The following is a 22,624-nucleotide window of genomic DNA, read 5'->3' as shown; positions in this document are numbered from 1 at the left end:
ACCGACAGGTGGCCGGCGCGATCGCCGGCGTGAATTTCAAGACAGATAGTCAGGACCGACACATTTAGAGCCGCTAGTAAGTAGAGCGAGTGATGCTTGGGACAGCGACGTCTGGACTGTTCTACTACGTCCTCGCGTACGTCGTCGCGGTCGTCGGCTGTGGGCTCGCGCTCCGGCGGGCGGTCGCTATCGACGACGACGAGACCCGACGCGGACTTATCGGGCTGCTGTTCTCCAGCGGCGGGTGGGCGGCCGCACAGCTCGCGTACCTCCTTGCGCCGCCCGCGTATCAGTACGCGTTGTATCTCACAGGGCTGATCATCGGCCTGACCACCGTCGGTGCGTGGCTCTACTTCGCCTCGGCGTACACCGGACGGGCGTTTCACCGGAACACGACGTATCGACGCGCGGCGGTCGGCACCTACGTCGCCATCGTCGCGGTCAAGGTGACCAACCCACTTCACGGCTACTACTTCACATCCGAGTGGGTCTCGACGCCGTTCGCGCACCTCGCGATCCAGCAGGGCGTCGTTCACTGGGTCGTCACCGGGCTGTCGTACTCACTGGTCGCGATCGGGTTTTTCATGTTGTTCGACCAGTTCCTCGAGGCCGACTTCGACACGCGACCGCTCGCCGCGCTCGTCGGGGCGACGGCGCTGCCGGTCGCGTTCGACGTCGCCGAAATCGTGAGCGAATCGCTGTTGGATCTCAGCCTCGAGCCGGTCGGCGTCGCGGTGTTCGCGGTCGGCACGCTGTACGTCTTCGAGGACCGATTCCTCTCAGTGCAGCTATCCGACGGGGTCGACGACGGGCTGGTCTACCTCGACGGGGACGACCGGGTCCGAGACGTGAACGAACACGCCATCGAGGCGTTCCCGACGCTCCGCGGCGCCGACGGGGCCCGCCTCGACCAAGTGTTTCCGGCCCTCGCCGCCGAGTTGGACGCCGACGAGGGACTGCTCGAGCAGCGCGACGATTCCGGCGGCACCTACTACCTCGTCACTACGACCGAGTTCGTCCGGGCCCGAGGGAAGATCGGTCGGTTGGTGATGCTGAGCGACGTGACCGAGGCAGAGCGACGGCGACAGGAGCTGGCCAGACAGAACGAACAGCTCGAGTCCATCGCCGCCGCGATGCGCCACGAGCTGTTCAACACGCTCCAGATCGTCGCCGGCCGCGTCGACATCGCCGGCTCGGAGCTGGAACGCGGCGACGTGCAGTCCGCCCGTGACTCCCTCAGGACCGCCTCACGAACGGCCGAGCGGATGCGACAGCTCGTCGAAGACTTCGCCGATCTCGCGCGCAAGGGCAAGACGATCGAGGCGACCGAGGACATCGACTTCGCCGCCGCCGCCGACGAGGCGTGGCGCTCGCTCGACCCCGACGGGGTCGAGTTCAACCGCGAGAACGGCGGCTCGATCCGTGGCGACCCCGACCGGCTTCGGTCGCTGCTCGTGAGCGCGTTCCGGTTCGCCGTCCACAACGAGGCCAGCCGGGTCCACGTGCGACTCGTCGAAGGTGGGCTGTGGGTGGCCGACGACGGACACGAGCACGCCGACTTGGACCCGGAGGCGTTCTTCGAGTACGGCGGCGCCGTCCCCGACGCGGAGGCGGGGATCGCACTGCCGAACGTGCGAACGCTCGCCCGTGTTCACGGGTGGACGGCCGCCGTCGATGGCGACTACGACGGCGGCGTCAAAATCGGGGTCCGGGGGGCGTGTACCGAACCAGATCAGAGCTCCGGCGCGACAGGACCCGGAGCGGATTCCGAGACGGTCGCCTCGCAGTCCCGGTGACTCAGTACGCGTCGACGTAGGCTGCCACGTCGAGCATGCGGTTCGAGAAGCCGTACTCGTTGTCGTACCACGTCAGGATCTTCGCGATCCCCTCGTCGTGCTCGCCGACGACGTTCGTCGAGCGGAGGTCGACGTACGAGGAGAACGGCAGCCCCAGGATGTCGCGGCTGACGACCTCGTCGTCGGTGTAACCGAGCACGCCAGCGAGCGGGCCCGAGTCGGCGGCGTCGCGGAACGCCTCGTTGATCTCCTCCGGGGAGGGCGACGAGTCGAGGTCGACCACGAGCTCCGTGAGCGACCCGTTCGGGACGGGGACACGCATCGCCATGCCGTCGAGCTTGCCCTTCAGCTGCGGGAGGATGTCGGTGGCCGCCTGGGCGGCGCCCGTGGACGTGGGCACGATGTTCTCGGCGGCCGCACGGCCGCGACGAGTCTTCGCTTTCGGACCGTCGACGAGGTTCTGGCTCCCGGTGTACGCGTGGACGGTCGTCAGCGTTCCCGACTCGATGCCGAACTCCTCGTCGAGCACCATCGCGACCGGCGTCACTGAGTTGGTCGTACAGGAGGCGTTCGAGACGACCACCTCGCCCTCGTACTCTGCCTCGTGGTTGACGCCGTACACGAGCTGCTTAACCGGTTCCTCGCCCTTCGGCGGCGCGGAGATCACCGCCACGTCTGCGCCCGCCTCGACGTGCTTTTCGGCGTCGCTCTTCGTGCGGAACACGCCGGTACATTCCAGGGCGACGTCCACGTCGAACTCGTCCCACGGGAGATCCGCGGGGTCCTGTTCGTCGAGGATCGGCACCGCGGTGTCGCCGATTTGCAGCTCGCGCGCGTCGGCGTCGTAGCTGACGCCGTCGAGGCGGCCCATCACCGTGTCGTAGGCGGCGAGGTACCGCATCTCCTCGCCGTCCATCACGTCGTTGATGCCAGCGAGTTCGATCCGCGGGTCCTCGAGCACCGCGCGGAAGACGTTGCGGCCGATCCGACCGAATCCGTTCAGTCCGACGCGGACCGGCTCGTCGACGTCGTCGCCCGCGGCTAGATACGATTTACTCATATACGAATAACCGATTTGCGGGGACTTATCGCTTGCGGGTGCGTCGGATCCGCGGCCGAGTTCGGTCGTCGCTGTCGCCGACCGCGACGATTCCTCCGCGGGTTTCGGGGTGAGAGCGACGGCAGGACAGCGGACTGACACTGCCGGGGGGAGAAGGCTTATTCGGGGGAGCGAACTACCAGGAGTGAGTATGCGCGACGACCGCGACGATCCGTTCGGCGACATCTTCGATGAGATCGAGCGGATGATGAGCGAGATGACCGGCGCGGCCGGCGAGCCCGGCGTCGGCGACGCCGGCTTCGGCGACGAGACCCACGTGGCGGTGTACGAGGAGGGCGAGACGCTCCGCCTCGTGGCCGACCTCCCCGGCGTCGACAAGGGGGCGATCGACCTCCAGTGCGACGGCAGCACGCTCACGATCGCTGCCGAGACCGCCGGGCGCCGCTTCGACGAGCGCGTCCGACTCCCCGTTCGCGTCGACGAGCACTCCGCGTCGGCGTCGTTCAATAACGGCGTGCTCGAAGTCACCTTCGACGCGCTGGAGCCGTCTGCCGACATCGACGTGGAGTAGCCCAGCCGCCGCGTTCCGCCTCCGCCGCCTGCTGCTTCTGTCTTCACCGAGTTCCGTCACCGGTCCCCGCTTCGCAGCCGATCGGTCGCGGTCTACCGGTTTGCGATCTACCGATTTTGCAGCCTACCGGTTCGCCGTTCGCCGCACGAGCGTCGCCAGGGAAGCGTCGAACCCATCGCGGTACTTCTCGGCGGCGTCGATCGTCGGTCTGGCGTTGGTCTCCGAGACGACGAGCCGACCCTCCGACTCCAGCAGATCCACTCCGAGCAGCGGGATCGCAAGCGTCTCGGCCGCGCGCTCGGCGAGCCGTCGAGCCGCTCCGGGGAGATCGACGCCCTCGGCGACGGCGCCGCGGTGGACGTTGTGCTTCCAGTTCCCCGCCGCGAGCGCCGCCTCGGGGAGCCGGCGCTCGACCGCGCCGGCGTAGTCGCCGTCGAGCACCATGACCCGGTAGTCGGTGGCGTCGGGGAGGTACTCCTGGAGCAGGTACGACTTGTCGCCGGTCGCGCGGTAGTCGTGGACCAGATCGAGGTAGTCGGTCACGCCGAGCAGCGAGTCCGGGTCAGACACCCTCGCGACGCCGACGCCGCGGGTCGCGGAGTTCGGCTTGACGACAAGCGGGTACCCAACTTCGTCGGCCGCGGCCAGCACAGCCTCGTCGTCGGCGGGGTTCGACACGAGACGCGTCGTCGGCACCGGGAGGCCGGCGTCGGCGAGGCGCGCGAGCGCCCCCGCCTTGTTGCGCGAGGCGAGGACCGCATCGCGGCCGTTCACCCACGGGACGCCGAGGCGCGCGTCGACGACTGCCCCCTCCATCAGCCGCGACGGGTACACCCAGCCGGCGTCGAAGCCGGCGAACTCGTCGGCGCCCTCGCTGTCGCTGTTCGCGTCGGCGTCGCGGTCCACGTCGCCGCCGGCGACCCGGAGCACGCGCTCGTCAGGCTGGACGTGCTCGACGGCGATATCGTGGGGAGCGAGTCGCTCGCGGAGGCGCTCGAACGTCTCCGCGCGCGTCGTGACCGCGAGCCGGATGTCGGGGTCGACGGGGGCCGAGGGGACGGGCATGTCCGTGCCTTGGTCGCCGCGGAGTTAGCCGTTCGGCTCCGACGGCCGTCGGCGACCGCCGGGTGATCGATCGGGCCGTCGCCACGGCCGCAGTTATCCCCCGCGATGTCCCGCACGGGCGTCGATCGCCGGGGCCGACCCGCGCCTTCCGTCGGCGACGGACCCCGACACGCAACCACACACGCATCCGGAGAAACGAGGCTTCTTACGGCGCGACGCGGTATCCGGAGTATGAGCGATTCCGACGTTCCCTCGCAGGTGCCCGTGGAGTGCCCGGGCTGCGGCGAGGAGACGCCCCACGAGGTGCTGAAGCCCGGCGGTCACGCCACGGTGCAGTGCACGGTCTGCGGCCACACCCACAAGGTCGAGGTGCCCGAGCCGACGACCGTCGACGTCGACGTGGTCGTCTCGCAGGACGGCGACTCCTACACCGCGACGCTCGACGGGGAGCCCGACCAGCAGGTCGCGACCGGCGACGAGTTCATCGTCGAGACGGAGGAGGCGATCCAGCAGGTGCGCGTCACCTCCATCGAGCTGTCGGGCGACCGTCGCGTCGAGGAGTCCGACCTCGACCACGCCGCGACCGTCTGGACGCGCGTCGTCGACAACGTCGCGGTCAACATCACCGTCCACCCGAAGGACGGCCGCCGCGACGAGACCCGGAGCCTGAAGGTGTACGTCCCCGGCGACTACGAGTTCGTCGTCGGCGAGACGGTCTCGTTCGGCGACGACGAACTCGAAGTCGAGGGCGTCCAAGTCCGCGACGAAGCCGCCGACACCTACCGCCACGAGAAGTTCGACCACGAGGGCGACATGGTGTACGCAAAGGACGTGAAGCGCGTGTACGCCCGCGACACGAAAACCGCCGCCTGGTCCGCCTGGTAAGTCACCTGCCGCGGCAAACTGGGTGGAGCGGGCGCCCGTGTCGGGAGCCGACGGCTGCGCGGAGTCGGCCGTTGCCCACGCGTCGTCGGCCGGAGCGAGCGTGGTGCCGCCAATTTCTGACAGTTCGCAGATAGAAACGAGCTTCAGCGAGCGCTTTTGCCCCGACGCGGCCAGTGTCGAATCATGCGAACCGGTCCCCACCCCGTCGCGGAGGTGTGTCGATGAGCGATCGCGATCCGAAGCGACACTGGCGCGTCGCCGACCCAAGTGCCCGGCTGACCGACCCCGACGCGGCCGAGCGACCCCGGGAGACGACGTTCGCCGAGGCCGCCGCCAACGCCAACTTCGTCGTTCACGAACCGACGGCGCTCCCCGACGACTGCGCGGTCGAGACGGTCACGTACCGACCCGAACAGCCGCCGGGCAGGCCCGAGGGCGTCGAGGCGGCCGACATCGGGCAAACGCCGTGGAGCGACGGCAACCCCGCGAGCGTTCGGGCGGTCGTCCGCGGCGACGGGCGCACCCTGCGGGTCAAACAGTTCCTGTACGACTGGGCGCCGCCGGCCGCCGGCGTCGCGCCCCTGTGGCGCACGCCCGAGCCGACGCCCGTCGATTGCGGCGACGCCGTCGGCTGGCTCGGCACCGACTACGAGGGGAGACGAGGCGCGTGCATCCAGCGCGAGCGCGCCCAAGTCGAGGCGTCGGTCACCGAGGGCGCGTTCGACGACGACGAACTCGCCGCCTTCGTGCGGGGAGTCGAGCCCGCCGATCCGGCCGCGAGCCGCGACGTCCGCGCGGCGCCGTTTCACGCGCTGAACTACTGGGTCCGGTACGGCTGTCGGCCGCCGGGCGTCCCGCACGGCCTGTGGGCGTACTCGGGGCCGCGCCCGTACGACGAGAGCCGTCCGGTCTCGCTCGCGGCGCTCGCGAGGGACCCGCCCGCCCGCCCGCTGGTGCCGGCGACCGACGACGTGTTCATCCTCGACTCCGCGCTCGCCTTTCCCGACGCCGACGCGGTCGAGGTCGTCCTCCGGAACCGAGCGAACGGGAGCGACCACCTCTGGGTCACCGCCGCCGGCGAGGCGAGCCCGCTCGCACCGACCATCCCGCCGGAGCCGGCCGATCAGACGCCCGAGCGACGCGAGCGGATCAACCTGCGCGGCACGGACGTGTACTACGCCGCGCTCGACGAAGACCGCGGCGCGTGGGAGGCGCTGTGGCGCGAGGACGGGACCCGATACGCCGCGTGGGCGGGGCCCTCGGTCGCGCTCGACGGAGCCGCGTTTCGGGGGTCGTCGACGGCCTGCGCGAGCCGTAGGCGACGACGCACCGCCGCGCGCGAGCAGGTCGTACGGCCGCTCGCGCCGCGAGAATCGTCACTCGTGCCGGACCGGCGATTGGTCGCGCGAGGCCGACGCGGCCGCGACCCGGAGGGACGGTCTTTTCCTCCTCCCGGAAATCTCACGAACCGATGCCGAGCGACGACCGAACCGGCCTCGGGACCGAGGCGCTGTTCCTCGTGTGGGCCGCGCGGCGGACGGGCGTGCTGGAGGCGCTGCTGTCGACGGCGGGGACGCCGGCGGCGGTGGCTGCCGCGACTGACGTGTCCGAGCAGGCAGCCGAACGGTTGACCGAGGCGCTGGCGGACCTGAGCTTCTTCGAACTCGTCGACGGCGAGTACGAGCCGACGAATCGCGCGCTCGGCATGCTCGCCAAGCGCGACGTGCGTTCCATCGGGTCGGTCCCGCACGAACTCGACGCGCTCGACGAACTCACCGGGCTGCCGGAGACGCTGGAGACGGACGTCCCGCCCGAGCGCCACGACGCGTGGGAGGCGAACGCGCTGGGCGCCCACTACGCCAGCGACGAGCAGACCGTCCGCGCGTGCGTCACCGCCGCGGTCCGTGCGGCCCCCGACGCCGACGCGGTCGTCGACGTGTGCGGGGGATCGGGCGTGTACGCCGCCGAGTTCGCCGCCCGGGGGTTCGATGCGACGCTGGTCACGTCGCCGGCGACGGCCGAGCTGCTCGGCCGGGTGCACGGCGACAGCGTCCGGGTGTACGAGGGCACCCCCGCGGCCCTCGATCCCCGCTTCGACGTGGCGTTCCTCGGCGACGCCCTCTCCGCGATGGATCCCGCCGAGGCGCGCGCGATCTGCTCGACCGCCGCCGACCTCCTCGGCGGCGACGGCGCCGTCGTCGCGACGGACGTGTTCGCCGACGGCGACGGAGACGTCGGAGCGACGGTCACGGCGGAGGTTCGCGGACTCGCCGCCGGCCACGGCGGTGCCCACGCTCCCGAACCCGTCCGCGACTGGTTGATCGACGCCGGACTCACCGACGTACGGATGGCGGCGATTCCCGGAACCGGGCGCAGCGCCGCGATCGGTACCACCGACTGACGGGAAGCCGTTCTCGGCCTCGGCGGGCGGTCACTCCGATCCGGATCGAGGGTCGAGAACCACGGTCACCACGTCCTCGACGAGCGTGCTGAGCACGCCCAGTAGCGTCGTGATCAGCGTGGCCGCGAGTATGACGGCGACGTCGCGGTCGCGGATCGCCGTCAGCGTCACCTCGCCGAAGCCGGGGATCCCCAGCGCCGTCTCGACGAGATAGACGCCCAGCAGGAGGACCGCGAGCACGCGGATCGAGAACAGCGCGACCAGCGGCGGGGCCGCGTTGCGGAGCACGTGCGCGGCGATCCGTCGCGGTGGGGCACCGTTGGCTCGAAGGCGTTTCACGAACGGCTCCCCCGCCACGGCGGCCGTCTCCGCGGTCGCATAGCGCAGCAGCGTCGCGCCCAGCGTCGTCGCGACGACCGCGACGGCGACCGCGAGGACGGCCGGATTCGACTCGGCGAACGGACCCACCTCGGAGTTCCACTGTGCGACGATGTCCGCCTCCCCGACCGCGAGCAGCGCGAGCGCCTCCGCGAGGAGGAACGCCGGGAAGGCGGCGCCCACGTGACCGAACGCGTCCGCGGCGCGACCGACGAGGCCACGCCACAGCGAGACCGCCAGCCCGCCGAGGACGCCCAGAAGCACCGCGAGGCCGACCCCCGGAGCGAGGTACGCGAGGGTGAGCCGCAGCGCCGGCGCGAGGATGGCGTTCACCGATCGACCCTGCACGTACGACCGGCCGAACTGGAACGTTCCCACTTCCCACATCCAGTGGGCGTATCGGCGGAGCAGCGGCTCGTCGTAGTGCATCCGCTCGCGGTACTGCTCTGCGACCCGGCGCGCCTCGTCCGGCGGAAGCCCGTACTGGAGGATGCTGAGGTTGTGGTCCGGCGCGGCGACGAACGCGAGGAACGCCCCGGTGAGCACGACCCAGACGACGAACACTGCCCAGCCGGCCCGGCGTGCGAGGAACGCGCGCCGGCTCACGGGCGATCAGCTCCGTCCCGGCGGGCGGTCGGAGGACGCCCGCCCCATCGCCGGCGAGAGTCGGGACGTGATCGACGGACGGGCCACGACCGGGAACGCGCCGGAGATGCGAGCGGGGGACGCGAACGCGAACGGGGACGGGCGTGAGGCGTCCCCTCGTGGGACGACTGCTGCACACCGGGCCAATCCCGTTGACAATGAAATAACTGTTCCGTGGCTGATCCGGCGGTTTTAGCCTCCGCTACCCATTTATCGCGCCGCTCTGTCCCCCGACGTGTCAATGGCCGCCGTTCGACGACGACCCGCGACCCCGGCCCGCGGGGGCGACGTGCGAGCTGGCTCGGAGGGACCGCCGTGAGCCGCGCGCACGACTCCCCCGACGACCGGTTCGCCATCGAGGCTGGCGACCGAGGGGTCACAGAGCGGCTCCGGGTCGCCCCGCGAACGCTCGCGCTGCTCGTCGCCTGGACCGTGCTCGGGGGCGCCGCCCTGTGGGAAGCGTTCGTCACGCCGACGGGGATCGTCCCGTTCTGGGGCGTGTCCGCCGGGATCATCGAGTACCTCTACTACGCGTCGCTGGCGGTCGTCGGGTGGGCGCTTGCACCGCTGGCCCGTCGCCCCGACCTCCGGCGTCTGTACTGGCGGCGGCTCCGCCGGAAGCCCGCGGCGCTCGTGTCTGCCGCGTACCTCCTGGTGTTGTGGTACGCGGCGACGTTCGGCGCGCGGACCCTGTCGCTGCTCGGTATCGAGTCGACCGATGGGATCCCCTACGGCGTGCCGGCGGCGCAGCCGCCCGCCTGGACGAGCGTCGAGATGTCGCCCACGATCCCGTACTGTCAGGCGTCGCTCGACGGCAACGTCTGCCCCGGCACGTGGCGCTTCCCGCTCGGAACGACCGTCGACGGCCACGGGATGATCCACCTGATCGTCGAGGGCGCTCGCGTCGCCGTACAGGTGTCGCTGGTCACGGCCGCGCTCGTCGTTCCGACGGCGGTCCTCGTCGGCACGGTCGCGGCGTACTACGGCGGTCGGGTCGACGCACTCCTGATGCGGTACGTCGACCTCCAGCGGGTCGTCCCGGCGGTGTTCGTCGTCCTGCTGGTGCAGGAGACGTTCAGCCGGAGCCTGGTGACGATCGTCGCCGTGTTCGGGCTGTTCGACTGGGACGGTACCGCCCGCCTCGTGCGGAGCGCGGCCGCCTCGCGGGTCGACGCGGGGTACGTTCGCGCCGCCCGCGACGCCGGCATGAGCGGCCCGCAGATCGTCCGCCGGCACATCGTGCCGAACGTCTCCGACACCGTCGTCGCCGCCGTCGCGAACCGGATGCCGACGCTCGTGCTCGTCGAGGCGGGGATCGCGTACCTCGGGTTCACGAACCCGCTCGCGAGGTCGTGGGGGTCGACCATCGCGATCGGCTTCTCGCGGTTCCCGGAGCTGTGGTGGACGGTCGCCTTCGCCGCGATCCCCCTCGTGTGTACCGTCGCCGCGATGTCCGTGCTCGGCGACGCGCTGCGCGACGTACTCGACTCGCGGACGGAGGTGCGACGGTGAGCCGCGGCGACGGCCAGTTCGGGCCCGACCGCGGCGGCGACGCGTCCCCCCTGATTTCGGTTCGGGATCTCCGGACGCAGTTCCCGACCGGTGACGGAACGGTCCGCGCGGTCGACGGCGTCTCCTTCGACGTGTACCCGGGCGAGACGGTGTGTCTCGTCGGGGAATCCGGATCGGGCAAGACCGTCGCCTGTGAGTCGATCGCGCGGTTGGTCGACCCGCCCGGCGAGGTCGTCGACGGCGAGGTACGCTTCGACGACCGGGACCTGCTGGCGTGTTCCGAGCGCCACCTCCGCGCGGTCCGCGGCGACCGCGTCGCGTACGTGTTCCAGGACCCGCAGCGGTCGCTCGACCCCGTCTACACCGTCGGCGACCAAGTCGCCGAGGCGGTCGGACACCACCGCGACGTCGACGCCGCCGCGGCGCGCGAACGCGCCGTCGACCTGCTCGACCGGGTCGGCCTCCCGAACCCCGCGGCGCGCGCCGACGAGTACCCCCACCAGCTCTCGGGCGGGATGAAACAGCGCGTCGCCATCGCGACGGCGCTCGCGGGCGATCCCGACCTCCTGATCGCCGACGAGCCCACGACCGCCCTCGACGTGACCGTGCAGGCGCAGATCCTCGACCTCTTCGCCGACCTCGGCGCCGAAGAGGGGCTCGCGACGCTGTTCGTCACCCACGACCTCGGCGTCGTCGCCGGCATCGCCGACCGCGTCGTCGTCATGTACGCCGGTCGGGTACTGGAGCGCGGTCCCGTGACGCGAGTGTTCGAGCGCCCGGCACATCCCTACACTCGGGCGCTGCTCGACTCGCTTCCCGGTCGCGGGGGCGGGCGGATCGGCGGCGAGCCGCCGGACCCCCTCGATCCCCCCGGTGGATGCCCCTTCCACCCCCGGTGCCCACACGCGGTCGGGGAGTGCCGGAGCGGCGACGGACCGCCGCTCCACGGCGTCGACGGCGGCGGCGGTGCCGCCTGCGTGTTCCACGACGGCGTTCGAGACCCGGCGGTCATCGAGCCCGACCCCGAGTCGCCCTCCGAGTCGGCCCGGGCGGCCGACGACGCAACGCGCGACGTGACGGACGACGCCGACGCGTCGACGGGCGGTGGCGGTGGGGGGCGGGATGAGCCAGCCGGACGCCTCCGCAGGTCCGGCCTCGACCGCCGCGGACCCGGAGCCGACCACCGACGGCACCGACGGCGCAGCCGCGGAGCCGCTGGTGGTCGTCGACGACCTGGAAAAGCACTACCCGGTCCGCTCGGGGGTGTTGCGACGGCGGACCGGGGCGGTCCGCGCGGTCGACGGCGTCTCCTTCGAGATCGGACGCGGGGAGGCGCTCGGGCTCATCGGGGAGTCGGGGAGCGGGAAGTCGACCCTCGCCGAGACGCTGCTCCACTTGACGGAGCCCACGGGCGGGACCGTCCGGTTCGACGGCGCGCCCGTCGGCGATGAGGCGGGCGGATTCGACGACCTCCGCCGGCGAACTGCGATGGTGTTCCAGGACCCGGCGTCGAGCCTCGACCCGCAACTGACGGTGGGGGAATCGGCCGCCGAGCCGCTGCGGGTCCGCGGGGTGGCCCGACGGCGACGCCGCGAGCGCGTGGCGACGCTGTTCGAGCGCGTCGGCCTGACCGCTGCCCACCGCGACCGCTACCCCCACGAGCTCTCGGGCGGCCAGAAGCGCCGCGTCGGCATCGCTCGCGCGCTCGCGTTGGATCCGGCGTTCGTCGTCCTCGACGAGCCCACTGCCGCGCTCGACGTATCCGTGCAGGCGGAGCTACTCGATCTGCTGGCGGAGCTTCGGGAGGCGTTCGACCTCTCGCTCCTGTTCGTTAGCCACGACGTGAGCGTGGTGCGGCGGGCGTGCGACCGCGTCGCCGTCATGTACGCCGGCGAGCTGGTCGAGACTGGGGCGACGAGATCGGTGTTGGACGACCCCGCTCACCCGTACACGCGCGCGCTCGCCGCGGCCGTCCCGACGCCGGATCCCCGAGCCGAACGCCCCCGACACTCCCTCTCGGGGGCCATGCCCGATCCGGCCGACCCGCCGGACGGCTGTCGGTTCCACACGAGATGTCCGGAGGTGATCCCGCCGGAGGACAGCGGCCTCACGAGCGCCGAGTACGGCGCGGTGATCGACCTCCGTGTCGACCTAGCCGGGGGAGAGGTCGACCTCGATCGCCTCCGCGCTCGTGCCGACGGCGACGACGCGGACTCGCTCGGGCGAGCCCTCCGGGCGGAGTACGGTCTCCCCGGTCCCGACGGCGACGCCGGCCGCGCGCTCTCGGCGGCCGTCGACGACGCCGTCGCCGGCGACGACGCGACCGCTGTCGGCCGGATCCGCGAGGCGTTCGGCTCGCCGTGCGTCCGTGAGAACCCCGAGCGCGGGGAGGGCGATCGCGACTCCGCGTGTCACCTGCCGACCGAGTGAGCCGCCCCGCCGTGCGGCCGGATACCCGAGCGCCGCTGCGCGGCGGTCCCGCGGGTCCCCCGGCAGTGCTTTCTCGGTTGGGACACACGTGCGACCGATGCTACGTTCCCTCCACGCGGCCCTCCGAGCGGCGGCGACCGCCCGCGCGACGCTCGCCGTCACCGCCGCAGTGCTGACTGTCGTCGCACTCGCGCGCATCACCCCCCTCCCCGAGGAGGCGACCGTCGTCGCGTGGCCGGCCCTCGCGGCGGCGTTCCTGTTCGACACGGCGCTGTACAACGAGGCGGGGATCGTCGTCGGCGACACGGGGTTCTGGATGCTGGCCGCCCTCGGCTGTTACGCCGAGGCGGTCGCGGTCGTCGCTCTCGCGCGGTGGATACGCTCCCGGCTCCGCGCGTTCCGTCGGTCCAAGTCGTCGTCCTGATCCGGGTCCGCCCGCTTCAGCGGGCCGACGCCGGCGACTCCGACGCGAGGCCGACTGCCGGATCCTCGGCGTCGCGCTCCCCGTCAGATAGCGAGTAGAAGCGCTGGCGGGCGTCCATGATGTTCAACTCCTCGCGCAACACGCCGGCGTCGCGGAGTTCGTCGAGGGCGTACCGAACCGTCCGCTGGGGGAGCAGCGTCTCCTCGGCGAGCGCCGCCTGGGTCAGTCGCTCGTGGTTCTCCAGCACGACGAACACGAGCTTCGCGCTCGGCGGGAGATCGGCGACTGCCTCGCGACCGTCTTCGTTCATGATCTCGGTTCACAGGCGGCACCGCAAAGACGCTCGTCTTTGGGTGCGCGACTCGCGCACAACCGTCCGGTCGAGCCCCCGCGGGGCCGACGCCGAGCGTGCGGTTCATATTCCGCGAGTGCCTTCGGTCGGCAATGGACGGACCCGACCCGGCGCTGCTGCGCGAGGACATGCTCGACGCGGTCGAGCACAGCCTCGGGCGGTCGATCGCGCCGGCGGTTCACGAGGCGATGGCGACGGTCCCCCGCGAGGAGTTCGTCGCGGAGGCGCCGTACGCGAACCGCGCGGGCGAACAGGGGGAGCCGGGTGCTCTCGCCGTCGAACGCGGCGCGGCTGCTGTCGGCGCTGGACCCGGGTGCGGGCGACGAGACGCTCGTCGTCGGCGCCGGCATCGGCTACACCGCGGCGGTGCTCGCGGAGGTCGCGGGCGCGCGCCACGTCCACGCTGTCGACATCTCGCGGCGGCTGGTGTACGACGCGCGCCAGAACCTCTCGGCGGCCGGCTACGACGCGGTCCTCGTCGACCGTGCCGACGGTGCGCGCGGCCTGCCGGCGTACGCGCCGTTCGACCGGATCCTCGTGGAGGCGGCCGCCGTCGAGCCGCCGCGCGACGTCGTCGACCAACTGGCGCCCGGTGGTCGGCTGGTGCTCCCGCGGGGCCGCGGCGCCGACCAGACGGTCGTCGCCTACGAGCGCGACGACGACGACGCCGTGTCCGGCGACGCCGGCGCCGTACGTTCGAGCGACACCGGTGCCGTGGACGCCCCCGACACCGCCGGTCCCGACGACCTGGTCGAGGCCGAGACGGCGGGGCCGGTGTCGCTGTCCCCGCTGCTCGTCGAGGGCGAGCAGGCCGGCGCCGGCGTTCGCAACCGGACGCGTCGCGAGGACGCCGAGTTCTCCGAGCAGGGGTACTTCGCGAAGACCGGCTGGGAACACGAGTGGATCGACTGGGACGACCGGCTGACCGGCACCGATCGCTGACCGTCGGCTCGCTCCGAGGCCTTTTACCGCCGGCCACGCCGACGAGTGACAAGGATGGATGTCGACGCGAACGCGGACGGGACACGAGGGCCGCGAAGGGCGGACGCGGCGGCGGCCGCCGAGGTGTTCGCCGACGGCGGCCACCCCGAGTGGTATCGCGACGCGGTCGTGTACAGCCTCGACGTGAAGACGTTTCAGGACAGCGACGGCGACGGCTGGGGCGACTTCCGGGGGCTGATCGACCGGCTCGACTACCTGGAAGACCTCGGCGTCGACTGCCTGTGGCTCCGGCCGTTCTACCCCAGTCCGCTCCGCGACAACGGCTACGACGTCGCCGACTACCGCGACGTGGACGACCGGCTCGGATCGCTCGACGAGTTCGCCGAACTCGTCGCCGAACTCGACGCCCGGGGGATGCGCCTCGTCACCGACCTCGTGCTCAATCACACCTCGACCGACCACGAGTGGTTCCAGCGCGCCCGCGAGGACCCCGACTCGAAGTACCACGACTACTACCTGTGGACGAGCCACATCGACGACGCGTATCACACCGGGAACATCTTCCCGGAGTTCGAGGACGGGGTCTGGTCGTACGACGAGGTCGCCGGCAAGCACTACTTCCACCAGTTCTACGGCCACCAACCCGACCTCAACGTCGCCAACCCCGCCGTGCAGGAGGAGCTGTTCGCCATCGCGGAGTTCTGGCTGGAGCGCGGCGTCGACGGCTTCCGGATCGACGCGGCCCACCCGATGGTCCTGCCGAAGGGGCACGACGCCCACCGGCTGGACGATCCACAGTGGCTGTTCCGTGAACTGAAGCGTCGCGCACGCGACGTCAACGAGGAGGCGGTGCTGCTGGCCGAGGCTGACGACGAACCCGACCGGCTTGACTTCTACTTCGCCGGCGGCGAGGGGTTCGACGGGCTGTTCAACTTCGTGGGCAACTCCCACGTCACCTACGGCGTCGGCGTCGGAGACGGCTGGCCGTTGTACCGCATGTTCGAGCAGATCCCGGAGGCCGAACCCGGGGGGCACGTCTGGTGGGCCAACTTCCTTCGCAACCACGACGAGTGGAACCTGCTGAAGCTTCCGCACGAGGCGCTCGAACACGCCCGCGAGGAGTTCCGACAGGGCGGCGACGGGCGCGACTCGTGGATATTCGGGCGCGGACACCGCCTCCGGCTGGCGGACCTGTACGACGGCGACCACGACCGGATCGCGATGGCCCACAGCCTCCTGCTGTCGCTGCCGGGCACCCCGATCGTCAACTCCGGCGACGAGATCGGCATGCACGCGGACCTGGATCTGCCGGAGCGGCAGGCGGTCCGCACGCCGATGCGGTGGGACGGCGACGAGCCGAACGCTGGTTTCTCGACGGCCGACCCCGAGGACCTCGTGATCCCGGTCGACGGCACCGGCTGGCCGGGCGTGTTCCAGGCGGACGTGGCGAGCCAGCGAGGCGTCCCGGGCTCGCTGTTCGAGCGCGTCGCGGACGCGGTCGACGCCAGGAAGCGGTCGCCGGAGGTCGCCCGCGGCGACTGTTCGATCGTCCACGTCGACCCGGACGACGTCTGGGCCCACCGGTTCGACCACGACGGGCGCGGGCTCCTGACGGTCCACAACCTCGCGAGCGAGCCCCGCGAGGTCGTCGTCGACTTCGATATCGACCCGGCCGGTGCCGAACCCGTCCTCGGGAGCGCCGACTACCGCGTCGCCGACAGCGGCGTCGCGGTGACGCTGGGGGGCTGTGAGTACCTCTGGCTCCGGGGGGAGACGCGGGAAGCCGGCGGCCGCTGATCACCCCGCCGTCGCTTCGTCCTCCGCGATCGGGAACCGGGCGGTGACGACCGCGCCGCCGTCGGCTCCGTCCTCGTAGCGCACGGTCCCGCCGACCGCGTCGATCGTCCAGCGGACGAGCCACAGCCCCACGCCCTGCCCGTGTTCGGTCGGCGTTTCCGCACCGGAGTCCAGCGGCGCGCGGCTGTCGGGGGGGATCCCCGGGCCGTCGTCGGCGACGCGGAGGACGACCTCGTCGCCCTCGATCGACAGCGAGAGGCAGACTGTCGGATCGTCAACGTGTTCGAGGGCGTTCGAGAGTAGTTCGTCGACCACCAACGAGAGGGGGGTCGCGCCGGCGACCGTAGCGGAGTCGTCCGGCGTCGACACCAGTACGTCCGCGCCGTCGGCCTCGGCAGCGAGCGCGCTGGCGACGTCGACGACGATGGTCGCGGCGTCGACGGGGTCGTCGTCGCCGTCGGCGCCCACGTCCTCGCGAAAGCGCCGCGCGCTGTCGGACAGTTCGAGGATGTCCGTCGCCGCCTCCCGGATGCGGTCGATGTCGGCTCGGAGTTCCTCGGCGTCGACGGCGAGCGGTTCGTCCGTCCGGTCGGCCGCCGCGATCGATCGCTCCGCCCGGTCGGCATAGCCGAGCACGACGTTCAGGCGGTTGCGGATGTTGTGCCTGAGCACGCGGTCCAACACCGAGAGGCGTTGTTGGTGGGACATCCACTCGGTCACGTCGCGTTGGAACCCGAGGTAGTGTGTCACCTCGCCGTCGGGGCCGCGGATCGGCGAGATGTCGAGCGCGTTGTACCACTTGCGCCCGTCGCTCCGCTTGTTCAACAGCACGACCGAGGTCTCCTCGCCGAGTTCGATGGCCCGCCGAAGTCTCGCAACCGGTTCCGGGTCGGTCTCGTCCGTCTGCAACATCCGGGGGTTGTGTCCGATGAGTTCGTCGTCGTCGAGGCCGCTGAGCCGCTTGAACTCCTCGTTCGCGTAGATGAGTCCCTCCTCGTCGGAGGAGTGCTCGGCGATGGTGATGCCGACGGTCGCCTCGTCCATCGCGCGCCGGTACAGCGCCAGTCGCTCCTGTCGTTCGCGCCGCTGACGGAGGTCGTGAGCGATCACCTGTACGTCGCCGTCGCCGGCGTCGATCGCGGTCATCTCGACGGGCACCGGACCCGCCGGGTCGATCAGTGGCTCGGAGACCGACCCTTCGCCGGAGTCCGCGTCCGTCGGCGCGGTATCCGACGCGTCGGCTGACGCCGCGTCCGATGCCGCCGGTTCTGCCGGTTCGGCGCCCCCGTCCGCGTTTCGGACCACCGTCCGCTGCAGCACCGTCTCGACCGGTTCGCTGCGCCCGTCGGCGCCGGCCGTCTCCAAGGCGCGACCGACGCTGTCGCGATCGACCGCGGGGACGAGATCGACGAACTCCCGGCCCCGAACCGCCTCCGACTCGACGCCAAGCAGCGATGCCGCCGCGGGGTTCGCGTACGTCACGCGCCCGTCGGAGCAGACGAAGACGGCGTCCGGTAGCCTGCGGACGAGTCGCCGATGGCGGTCCCGACTGTGCTCGAGTTTGGTCGAGAAGTGCCTCGCGCGAGCGAGCGTGCGCAGCCGTCTGGCGAGGTTCGCGCGCCGGACCGGCGCGTCGATCACGTCGTCGACGTGGTCGCCCGTGCTTCCGAGGCGCGCGAGGACGGCCTCTGCGTCGCCGTAGCGCTCGGGGACGTACAGTAGGGTCGGCGTGTACGTCACCGTCGATTCGCGGTGGGCAGCGAGCGCGTCGGCGACGGTCCGGACGCCCTCAACGTCGAACAGGCAGACGTCGAAGTCGGCCTCGAACGCCGCGAGGTCGCCGGCGTCGACGACGCGCGGCGTGAACTCGTCGCTTTCGGCGAGCCACTCGCGGAGGAGCCCGCGGTCCGCGTCGTCGTCGACGACAACCAGCACCGTGGTCGGAGGCGCCTCGCCCGCTGCGCCCGGGTCGGTCGCCGGACCGTCAGTCATCGACTAACTCCGGCGAGCCGGAGAGGACTCCCCGGAGCCGAGTCATGGGGTCGCCGAGGGCGATGCCGTCGTCGGTGATCCGGAACTCTCGGAGCGTGCGCTCGAAGTCGGAGGTCCGCTTCTTCAGCACGCCGATCGCCTTCTGCAGTTCGCCGGTGAGTTCGATGTACCGGAGGAACACGATGGTGTCCGCGAGGTAGCTGATCCGGTCGCTCGTCACCTGGAAGTCGCCGGTGATCGAGGCGACGTCGTCGACGAGGATCACCGCGACGCCCATGTTCCGGAGGTAGCGACACAGCGCGTGCAGTTCGCGGACCAGATCGTCGTCCTCGCCGCGCAGCGAGAGCCGGTAGCCCGACACGCCGTCGATGAGGACCGTCCGCGCGCCGTCCTCCTCGACGGCCTCGCGCACGTCGGCGGCGAACTCGTCGGGCGAGACGCCGAGCGGTTCGATCTCGCGTACGTCGAGCGCGCCGCGGTCGCGCAGTTCGGTCACGGGAAGGCCGATCGCTCCCGCGCGGTGGGTGTACGTCGCCGCGCTCTCCTCGAACAGGTACGCGACGGAGTGCTCCCCGCGGGCGGCGGCCTCGACGAGGAAGTGCGTCGCCGTGGTCGTCTTCCCGACGCCGCTGGGGCCCGAGATGACCGAGACGGTGCCGCGGTCGATGCCGCCGTGGAGGAGGTCGTCGAGTTCGGCGACGCCCGAGGAGACGGTCTCGGACGTGAACCCGATGTCGTGGTCGCCGGGGACCAACTGCGGGTAGACGCGGACGCCGCCGTCGTCGACCCGGGCGGTGTGGACGCCCGAGGCGAACGACGACCCGCGGAACTTCGTCACCTCCAGCGTCCGACCCTTCTCGGCGTGCGCGAGGGTGATCGTCCCGTCGCAGATGAACTCCAGGTCCTCGTCGGAAACCGACCCCGTCGGCTGCGTCGAAAAGAGGACCGTCGTCCCGCGGTCGGTGAGGTAGCGGATGAACGACGACACCTTCCGGCGGAACTGGTAGTCGTCTCGCACGTAGTGGCGAAGCTGGGTCATCGGATCGATGAACACCCGATCCGGGTCGGTCGCCTCGACCGCCTCGCGGATCTGCGCGGTGATGGCGTCGCCCTCGACCTCGTCGGCGCCGAACACGTCGTAGGAGGCGTCCGCCGCGAACGCGTCGCCGTCGGGACTCAGATCGAGAAACGAGACGTCGTCGGTGTCGATCCCGAGCGTCGACGCGTTCCGCCGGATGTTCTCGGTCGGTTCTTCGAATCCGATGAACAGCGTCGATCCCTCGCAGGCCGCGAGAAACTGCAGCCCCAGCACCGTCTTCCCGGTTCCGGCGCCGCCCCGGAGCATGTACGCGCGCTCGGGGACGAATCCGCCGTGGAGAACCGTAGAGAGACCCGGGACACCCGGATCGATTCGCGAAAGACCAACCATAGGGGGAGTACGGAAGGGCGCGTAGTTAATCATGGGGAGACGAGTCAACGCGAGAACACAACCGTCGCGGCGGTGTCGCCGCCGGCTACGACGACAGGTCGACCGGCTCGCCCGCGGAGTCGAACACCGCGTCGACGAGGCGCTGGACCGCCGTCGCCTCAGCGAACGAGACGAGGTCGCCCTCGCCGCCATCCAGCGCGGTGACGAACTCGTCGACGAGCCTCAGCGTCGTCGACTCGCGCTCGGCGCACAGTTCCTCCTCGGCGTCGGTGCCGGGGGCAGCGGTGAGCCGGTACCACTCGGTGAGCGTCAGTTCGCCCTCCGTCCCGGTGACGGTGATCGCGTTCTCCTCGGGCTGTTCGTGGTCGGTGAGAAGGTCGATCGTGCCGTGGACGGCTTCGGCGCCGACATCGGCTGCGCCGCCGCGGGCTCCATCGGCGACGACGGCGCCGTCGCCACCCGCTTCGAACCACCCGACGACCGACTCCTCGTAGGCGTCGGGGGCGCTGTACCGCACTTCGGCGCTCAGTCGACCGACGCCGCCGAACAGCTCTCGCACGCCGAACAGGAAGTGCGTCCCGACCTCGCGGATCGGCCCGCCCTGCTCGCGCGACTCCAGCCAGTCGACGTCCTGCCACTCGCGGGGCCACTGCGGGAACCGGAAGTCCAGCGAGACGCGCCGCGGATCGCCGATGTCGCCGGCGGCGACGCGCTCGCGCAGTTCGACGAACCCCGGCGTGTAGCGGAACGGGAGGTTCACCGCCGTGACGAGGTCGGTGTCGGCCTCCATCGCGGCCAGTTCCGCGCCCGTCTCGGCGTCCTCGGCGATCGGCTTCTCGCAGATGACGTTGACGCCGGCCGCGAGGCCGTCCCCGGCGATCTCGCGGTGGTGCACCGGCGGAACGCCGACGTACAGCACGTCGAGGTCCTCGTCGGCGAGCATCGCCCTGTGGTCGGTGTAGGCGGCGGCGTCGCGCTCGGCGGCGAACGATTCCGCGCGCTCGGCGTCCACGTCGCAGGCGGCCGCGACGACCGTGTCCGAGTGCTCCGCGAACGATTCCGCGAGTCGGGTGCCGATGACCCCGCAGCCGGCGATCCCCACGTCGTACATGATTCGTGGTTCGGCCGCGGCGGCATGTGCGTTGCCATCGCGTCGCGAGTTCGGCGCTCAGTCGTCGGCCTCCGAGGGACCTGCCCCCGACGTCGTCCCCGGTGTGTGGTCGGCACGCAGACTGCCGGGGCCGCCGGCCGTCTCCGCGGCGCCATCGACTGCGGCGGAGTGGTCGGCGCCCTCGGCCGTGTCCCTCGCAAGCGTGACCCGAACGACGTTTCCGTCGTCGTAGTCGAACTCGATGCGGCCGTTGAGCGCGGTGACACACCAGTGGGCGATCCACAGGCCGATCCCGCTCCCGTGTTCCAGCGCCGTCTCGTCGCCGGCACGGAGCGCCGCGATCTCCGAGTCGGCGATCCGGGGGTTGTCGTCGGCGACCTCGACGACGGTGGCCGACTCGTCGGTCGGGGCGTCGGTGACCCGAACGACGACCGTCGGGGCGGGCCGAGTCCGGTCTTCGCGCTCGCCCGCGTGGACGATCGCGTTCTCGATTAGATTCGAGAGCACCAGCGAGAGCACCCGAGCGTCCGTTCGGAGCCGGGTCTCGACGGGCTCGACTTCCGCCGTGACCTCGGCGTGGGGGTACGACTCCCCGAGGTCTCGCCACACGTCGTTGACCACCTCTGTCACGTCAACGACGGACAGCTCGAGGTCGCGTCCCTGCACCTGCGCGAACTCCTTCGCTTTCTTCGCGGTCGCGAGCAGTCGGTCGCTGGACTCGACGATCGCCCCCGCCTGCGTCCGGAGCGCGGTGTCGGTGGCGCTCACTTGGATCGACTGCGCGTTGCCTCTGGCGACGGTCAGTTCGTTCCGGAGGTTGTGCCGGAGGATCCGGTTGAGCACCGACAGTTGCTCTTTGCGACGACGCTCGACGGTCACCTCGTGGAGCACGAGCAGTCCGCCGACGTCGTCGCCGCGGGGATCGCTCAGCGGCGTGTACGAGGCCGAGAAGATCCCGCCGTCGGGCCCAGTGACGGTGAGTTCGCCCGTCGACCGAACGCGGTCGAGGTCCGCCCCCGCGATATCGTGGAACGAGATCGGGAGCGTGTGCGTGTCGTCCACGCCGAACAGGGTTTCCGCCCGACGGTTCAGGTTCACGACGGCCGCCTCCGTGTCGAGGACCAGCAACGGCTCCGCGAGGTCGTCGAGCGCGCTCCGCTTGGCGGCCCGCTGCGTGGTCGGTGCCGTCTCGAAGATGCGGGTCCCGACGAAGGCGTACGCGTCGAGGACGACGTGGAACAGCAACAGCGGCACCCCGAAGTTCACTTCGGGCCACGGACCGACGCCGACGAGCCACACGACCACCCCGGTAGCCGGGAACAGCGTCGTGAGCGCCAGTGCGGTCGCTTCTCGACGGTACAGCGGCCCGTACGCGTGGATCGCTCCCACCAGCAAGAGGACGCCGACCCCCGCCGCCCCGAGACTGACCAGAAGGGCCGCATACCCCGGAAGTTGGATCGTGTATCGGACCGTCGCGATCCCGAACTCGGGCGACCGCCTGAGGAACAGCCACAGCCAGTCGTGAAACGGGTGGGTGAGCGCGAGCAGCGACGCCGCCGCCGGGATCGTGAACAGCAGTCGAACCCCCCGCGTGCGGAGGAGGTCAGACCGGCCGGTGTACGCGAAGGCAAATCCGAGAAACAGCGGCCCGAGCCACACCATCCCGACCCAAGCCAAGGCTTCCGCGTACGCCCGGACCGCGAGGTCGGACGTGAGGAGCCCGACCGCGTACGCGAGCGCCCACAGCGTCTGCGCCGAGAGTGTCGCCATCAGCCATCCGGCGCCGGCCGACCCCCGGTGGCGGTCGAGATACCACACCAGCGCCAGAGAGCCG

Annotated in this window: 17 protein-coding genes and 2 pseudogenes; 11 read left to right on the top strand and 8 right to left on the bottom strand. The window is 71.1% G+C overall.

What is annotated here, in order from left to right; all coding sequences use genetic code 11:
* Window positions 1-92 precede the first annotated feature (92 nt).
* Window positions 93-1,796 carry a sensor histidine kinase gene (locus P0Y41_RS12290; protein ID WP_284061611.1) on the top strand — a complete coding sequence of 568 codons (1,704 nt, stop codon included), beginning with the start codon at window positions 93-95 and terminating at the stop codon, window positions 1,794-1,796.
* Window position 1,797: 1 nt separating this feature from the next.
* Here P0Y41_RS12290 and gap read toward each other — a convergent pair whose 3' ends face one another.
* Entirely contained in the window at window positions 1,798-2,856 is a 1,059-nt protein-coding gene (gene gap, locus P0Y41_RS12285; RefSeq protein ID WP_284061610.1) for a type I glyceraldehyde-3-phosphate dehydrogenase, read from the bottom strand.
* A 190-nt stretch (window positions 2,857-3,046) separates the two neighbouring features.
* Between gap and P0Y41_RS12280 the strand changes: the two genes are divergently transcribed.
* Window positions 3,047-3,427: an Hsp20/alpha crystallin family protein gene (locus P0Y41_RS12280; protein ID WP_284061609.1), complete on the top strand. Its 381-nt coding sequence runs from the start codon at window positions 3,047-3,049 to the stop codon at window positions 3,425-3,427.
* Window positions 3,428-3,550: 123 nt separating this feature from the next.
* Here the strand turns inward: P0Y41_RS12280 and P0Y41_RS12275 are convergent, their stop codons facing one another.
* On the bottom strand, window positions 3,551-4,492 hold the full coding sequence (locus tag P0Y41_RS12275) for an ATP-grasp domain-containing protein (RefSeq protein ID WP_284061608.1): 942 nt from the start codon (window positions 4,490-4,492) through the stop codon (window positions 3,551-3,553).
* A 231-nt stretch (window positions 4,493-4,723) separates the two neighbouring features.
* Between P0Y41_RS12275 and P0Y41_RS12270 the strand changes: the two genes are divergently transcribed.
* From P0Y41_RS12270 to P0Y41_RS12260, 3 genes are all read left to right on the top strand, one after another.
* Window positions 4,724-5,377 carry an HVO_0476 family zinc finger protein gene (locus tag P0Y41_RS12270; RefSeq protein WP_284061607.1) on the top strand — a complete coding sequence of 218 codons (654 nt, stop codon included), beginning with the start codon at window positions 4,724-4,726 and terminating at the stop codon, window positions 5,375-5,377.
* Window positions 5,378-5,598: 221 nt separating this feature from the next.
* A complete protein-coding gene (locus tag P0Y41_RS12265; RefSeq protein ID WP_284061606.1) occupies window positions 5,599-7,008 on the top strand; it encodes a hypothetical protein in 1,410 nt (469 codons plus the stop codon).
* Entirely contained in the window at window positions 6,897-7,778 is an 882-nt protein-coding gene (locus P0Y41_RS12260; protein ID WP_284063416.1) for a class I SAM-dependent methyltransferase, read from the top strand. The genes P0Y41_RS12265 and P0Y41_RS12260 overlap by 112 nt, the downstream gene beginning before the upstream one ends.
* Before the next feature lie 30 nt (window positions 7,779-7,808).
* Here the strand turns inward: P0Y41_RS12260 and P0Y41_RS12255 are convergent, their stop codons facing one another.
* Complete coding sequence (locus tag P0Y41_RS12255; RefSeq protein WP_284061605.1) at window positions 7,809-8,762, bottom strand: ABC transporter permease; 954 nt, start codon at window positions 8,760-8,762, stop codon at window positions 7,809-7,811.
* 354 nt (window positions 8,763-9,116) lie between these two features.
* On the opposite strand from P0Y41_RS12255, the gene P0Y41_RS12250 reads away from it, so the two are divergent.
* The 4 genes and pseudogenes from P0Y41_RS12250 (at window position 9,117) to P0Y41_RS12235 (ending at window position 13,167) form a co-directional block, all read left to right on the top strand.
* Window positions 9,117-10,313 carry an ABC transporter permease gene (locus P0Y41_RS12250; RefSeq protein WP_284061604.1) on the top strand — a complete coding sequence of 399 codons (1,197 nt, stop codon included), beginning with the start codon at window positions 9,117-9,119 and terminating at the stop codon, window positions 10,311-10,313.
* Window positions 10,310-11,419, top strand: a pseudogene (locus tag P0Y41_RS12245) (ABC transporter ATP-binding protein); the annotation flags it as partial. The gene P0Y41_RS12250 and the pseudogene P0Y41_RS12245, both read left to right, overlap by 4 nt.
* A gap of 16 nt (window positions 11,420-11,435) precedes the next feature.
* Window positions 11,436-12,743, top strand: a complete 1,308-nt coding sequence (locus P0Y41_RS12240) for an oligopeptide/dipeptide ABC transporter ATP-binding protein (RefSeq protein ID WP_284061603.1) — start codon at window positions 11,436-11,438, stop codon at window positions 12,741-12,743.
* Window positions 12,744-12,840: 97 nt separating this feature from the next.
* The gene (locus tag P0Y41_RS12235) at window positions 12,841-13,167 is read left to right on the top strand and encodes a hypothetical protein (RefSeq protein WP_284061602.1); all 327 of its coding nucleotides are present in this window, start codon (window positions 12,841-12,843) and stop codon (window positions 13,165-13,167) included.
* A 16-nt stretch (window positions 13,168-13,183) separates the two neighbouring features.
* Here P0Y41_RS12235 and P0Y41_RS12230 read toward each other — a convergent pair whose 3' ends face one another.
* The gene (locus tag P0Y41_RS12230; RefSeq protein WP_284061601.1) at window positions 13,184-13,477 is read right to left on the bottom strand and encodes a MarR family transcriptional regulator; all 294 of its coding nucleotides are present in this window, start codon (window positions 13,475-13,477) and stop codon (window positions 13,184-13,186) included.
* 134 nt (window positions 13,478-13,611) lie between these two features.
* Here P0Y41_RS12230 and P0Y41_RS12225 point away from each other — a divergent pair.
* Together P0Y41_RS12225 and P0Y41_RS12220 are read left to right on the top strand one after the other, a co-directional pair.
* Window positions 13,612-14,461, top strand: a pseudogene (locus tag P0Y41_RS12225) (protein-L-isoaspartate O-methyltransferase family protein).
* A 54-nt stretch (window positions 14,462-14,515) separates the two neighbouring features.
* Window positions 14,516-16,258, top strand: coding sequence for an alpha-amylase family glycosyl hydrolase (locus P0Y41_RS12220; protein WP_284061600.1), 1,743 nt, complete (start codon window positions 14,516-14,518; stop codon window positions 16,256-16,258).
* Here the strand turns inward: P0Y41_RS12220 and P0Y41_RS12215 are convergent, their stop codons facing one another.
* From P0Y41_RS12215 to P0Y41_RS12200, 4 genes are all read right to left on the bottom strand, one after another.
* Complete coding sequence (locus P0Y41_RS12215) at window positions 16,259-18,250, bottom strand: PAS domain S-box protein (RefSeq protein ID WP_284061599.1); 1,992 nt, start codon at window positions 18,248-18,250, stop codon at window positions 16,259-16,261. It abuts the gene before it with no gap.
* On the bottom strand, window positions 18,243-19,679 hold the full coding sequence (locus P0Y41_RS12210; protein WP_284061598.1) for an ATPase domain-containing protein: 1,437 nt from the start codon (window positions 19,677-19,679) through the stop codon (window positions 18,243-18,245). The genes P0Y41_RS12215 and P0Y41_RS12210 overlap by 8 nt, the downstream gene beginning before the upstream one ends.
* An 85-nt stretch (window positions 19,680-19,764) precedes the next feature.
* Entirely contained in the window at window positions 19,765-20,790 is a 1,026-nt protein-coding gene (locus tag P0Y41_RS12205; RefSeq protein ID WP_284061597.1) for a Gfo/Idh/MocA family protein, read from the bottom strand.
* 57 nt (window positions 20,791-20,847) lie between these two features.
* Complete coding sequence (locus P0Y41_RS12200; RefSeq protein ID WP_284063415.1) at window positions 20,848-22,608, bottom strand: sensor histidine kinase; 1,761 nt, start codon at window positions 22,606-22,608, stop codon at window positions 20,848-20,850.
* Window positions 22,609-22,624: the final 16 nt, after the last annotated feature.

The organism is Halobaculum halobium (assembly GCF_030127145.1).
In the GTDB taxonomy this organism is placed as follows: domain Archaea; phylum Halobacteriota; class Halobacteria; order Halobacteriales; family Haloferacaceae; genus Halobaculum; species Halobaculum halobium.
Note: the sequence above shows the minus strand (reverse complement) of the source record. Positions and strands in the feature narration are given on the sequence as shown.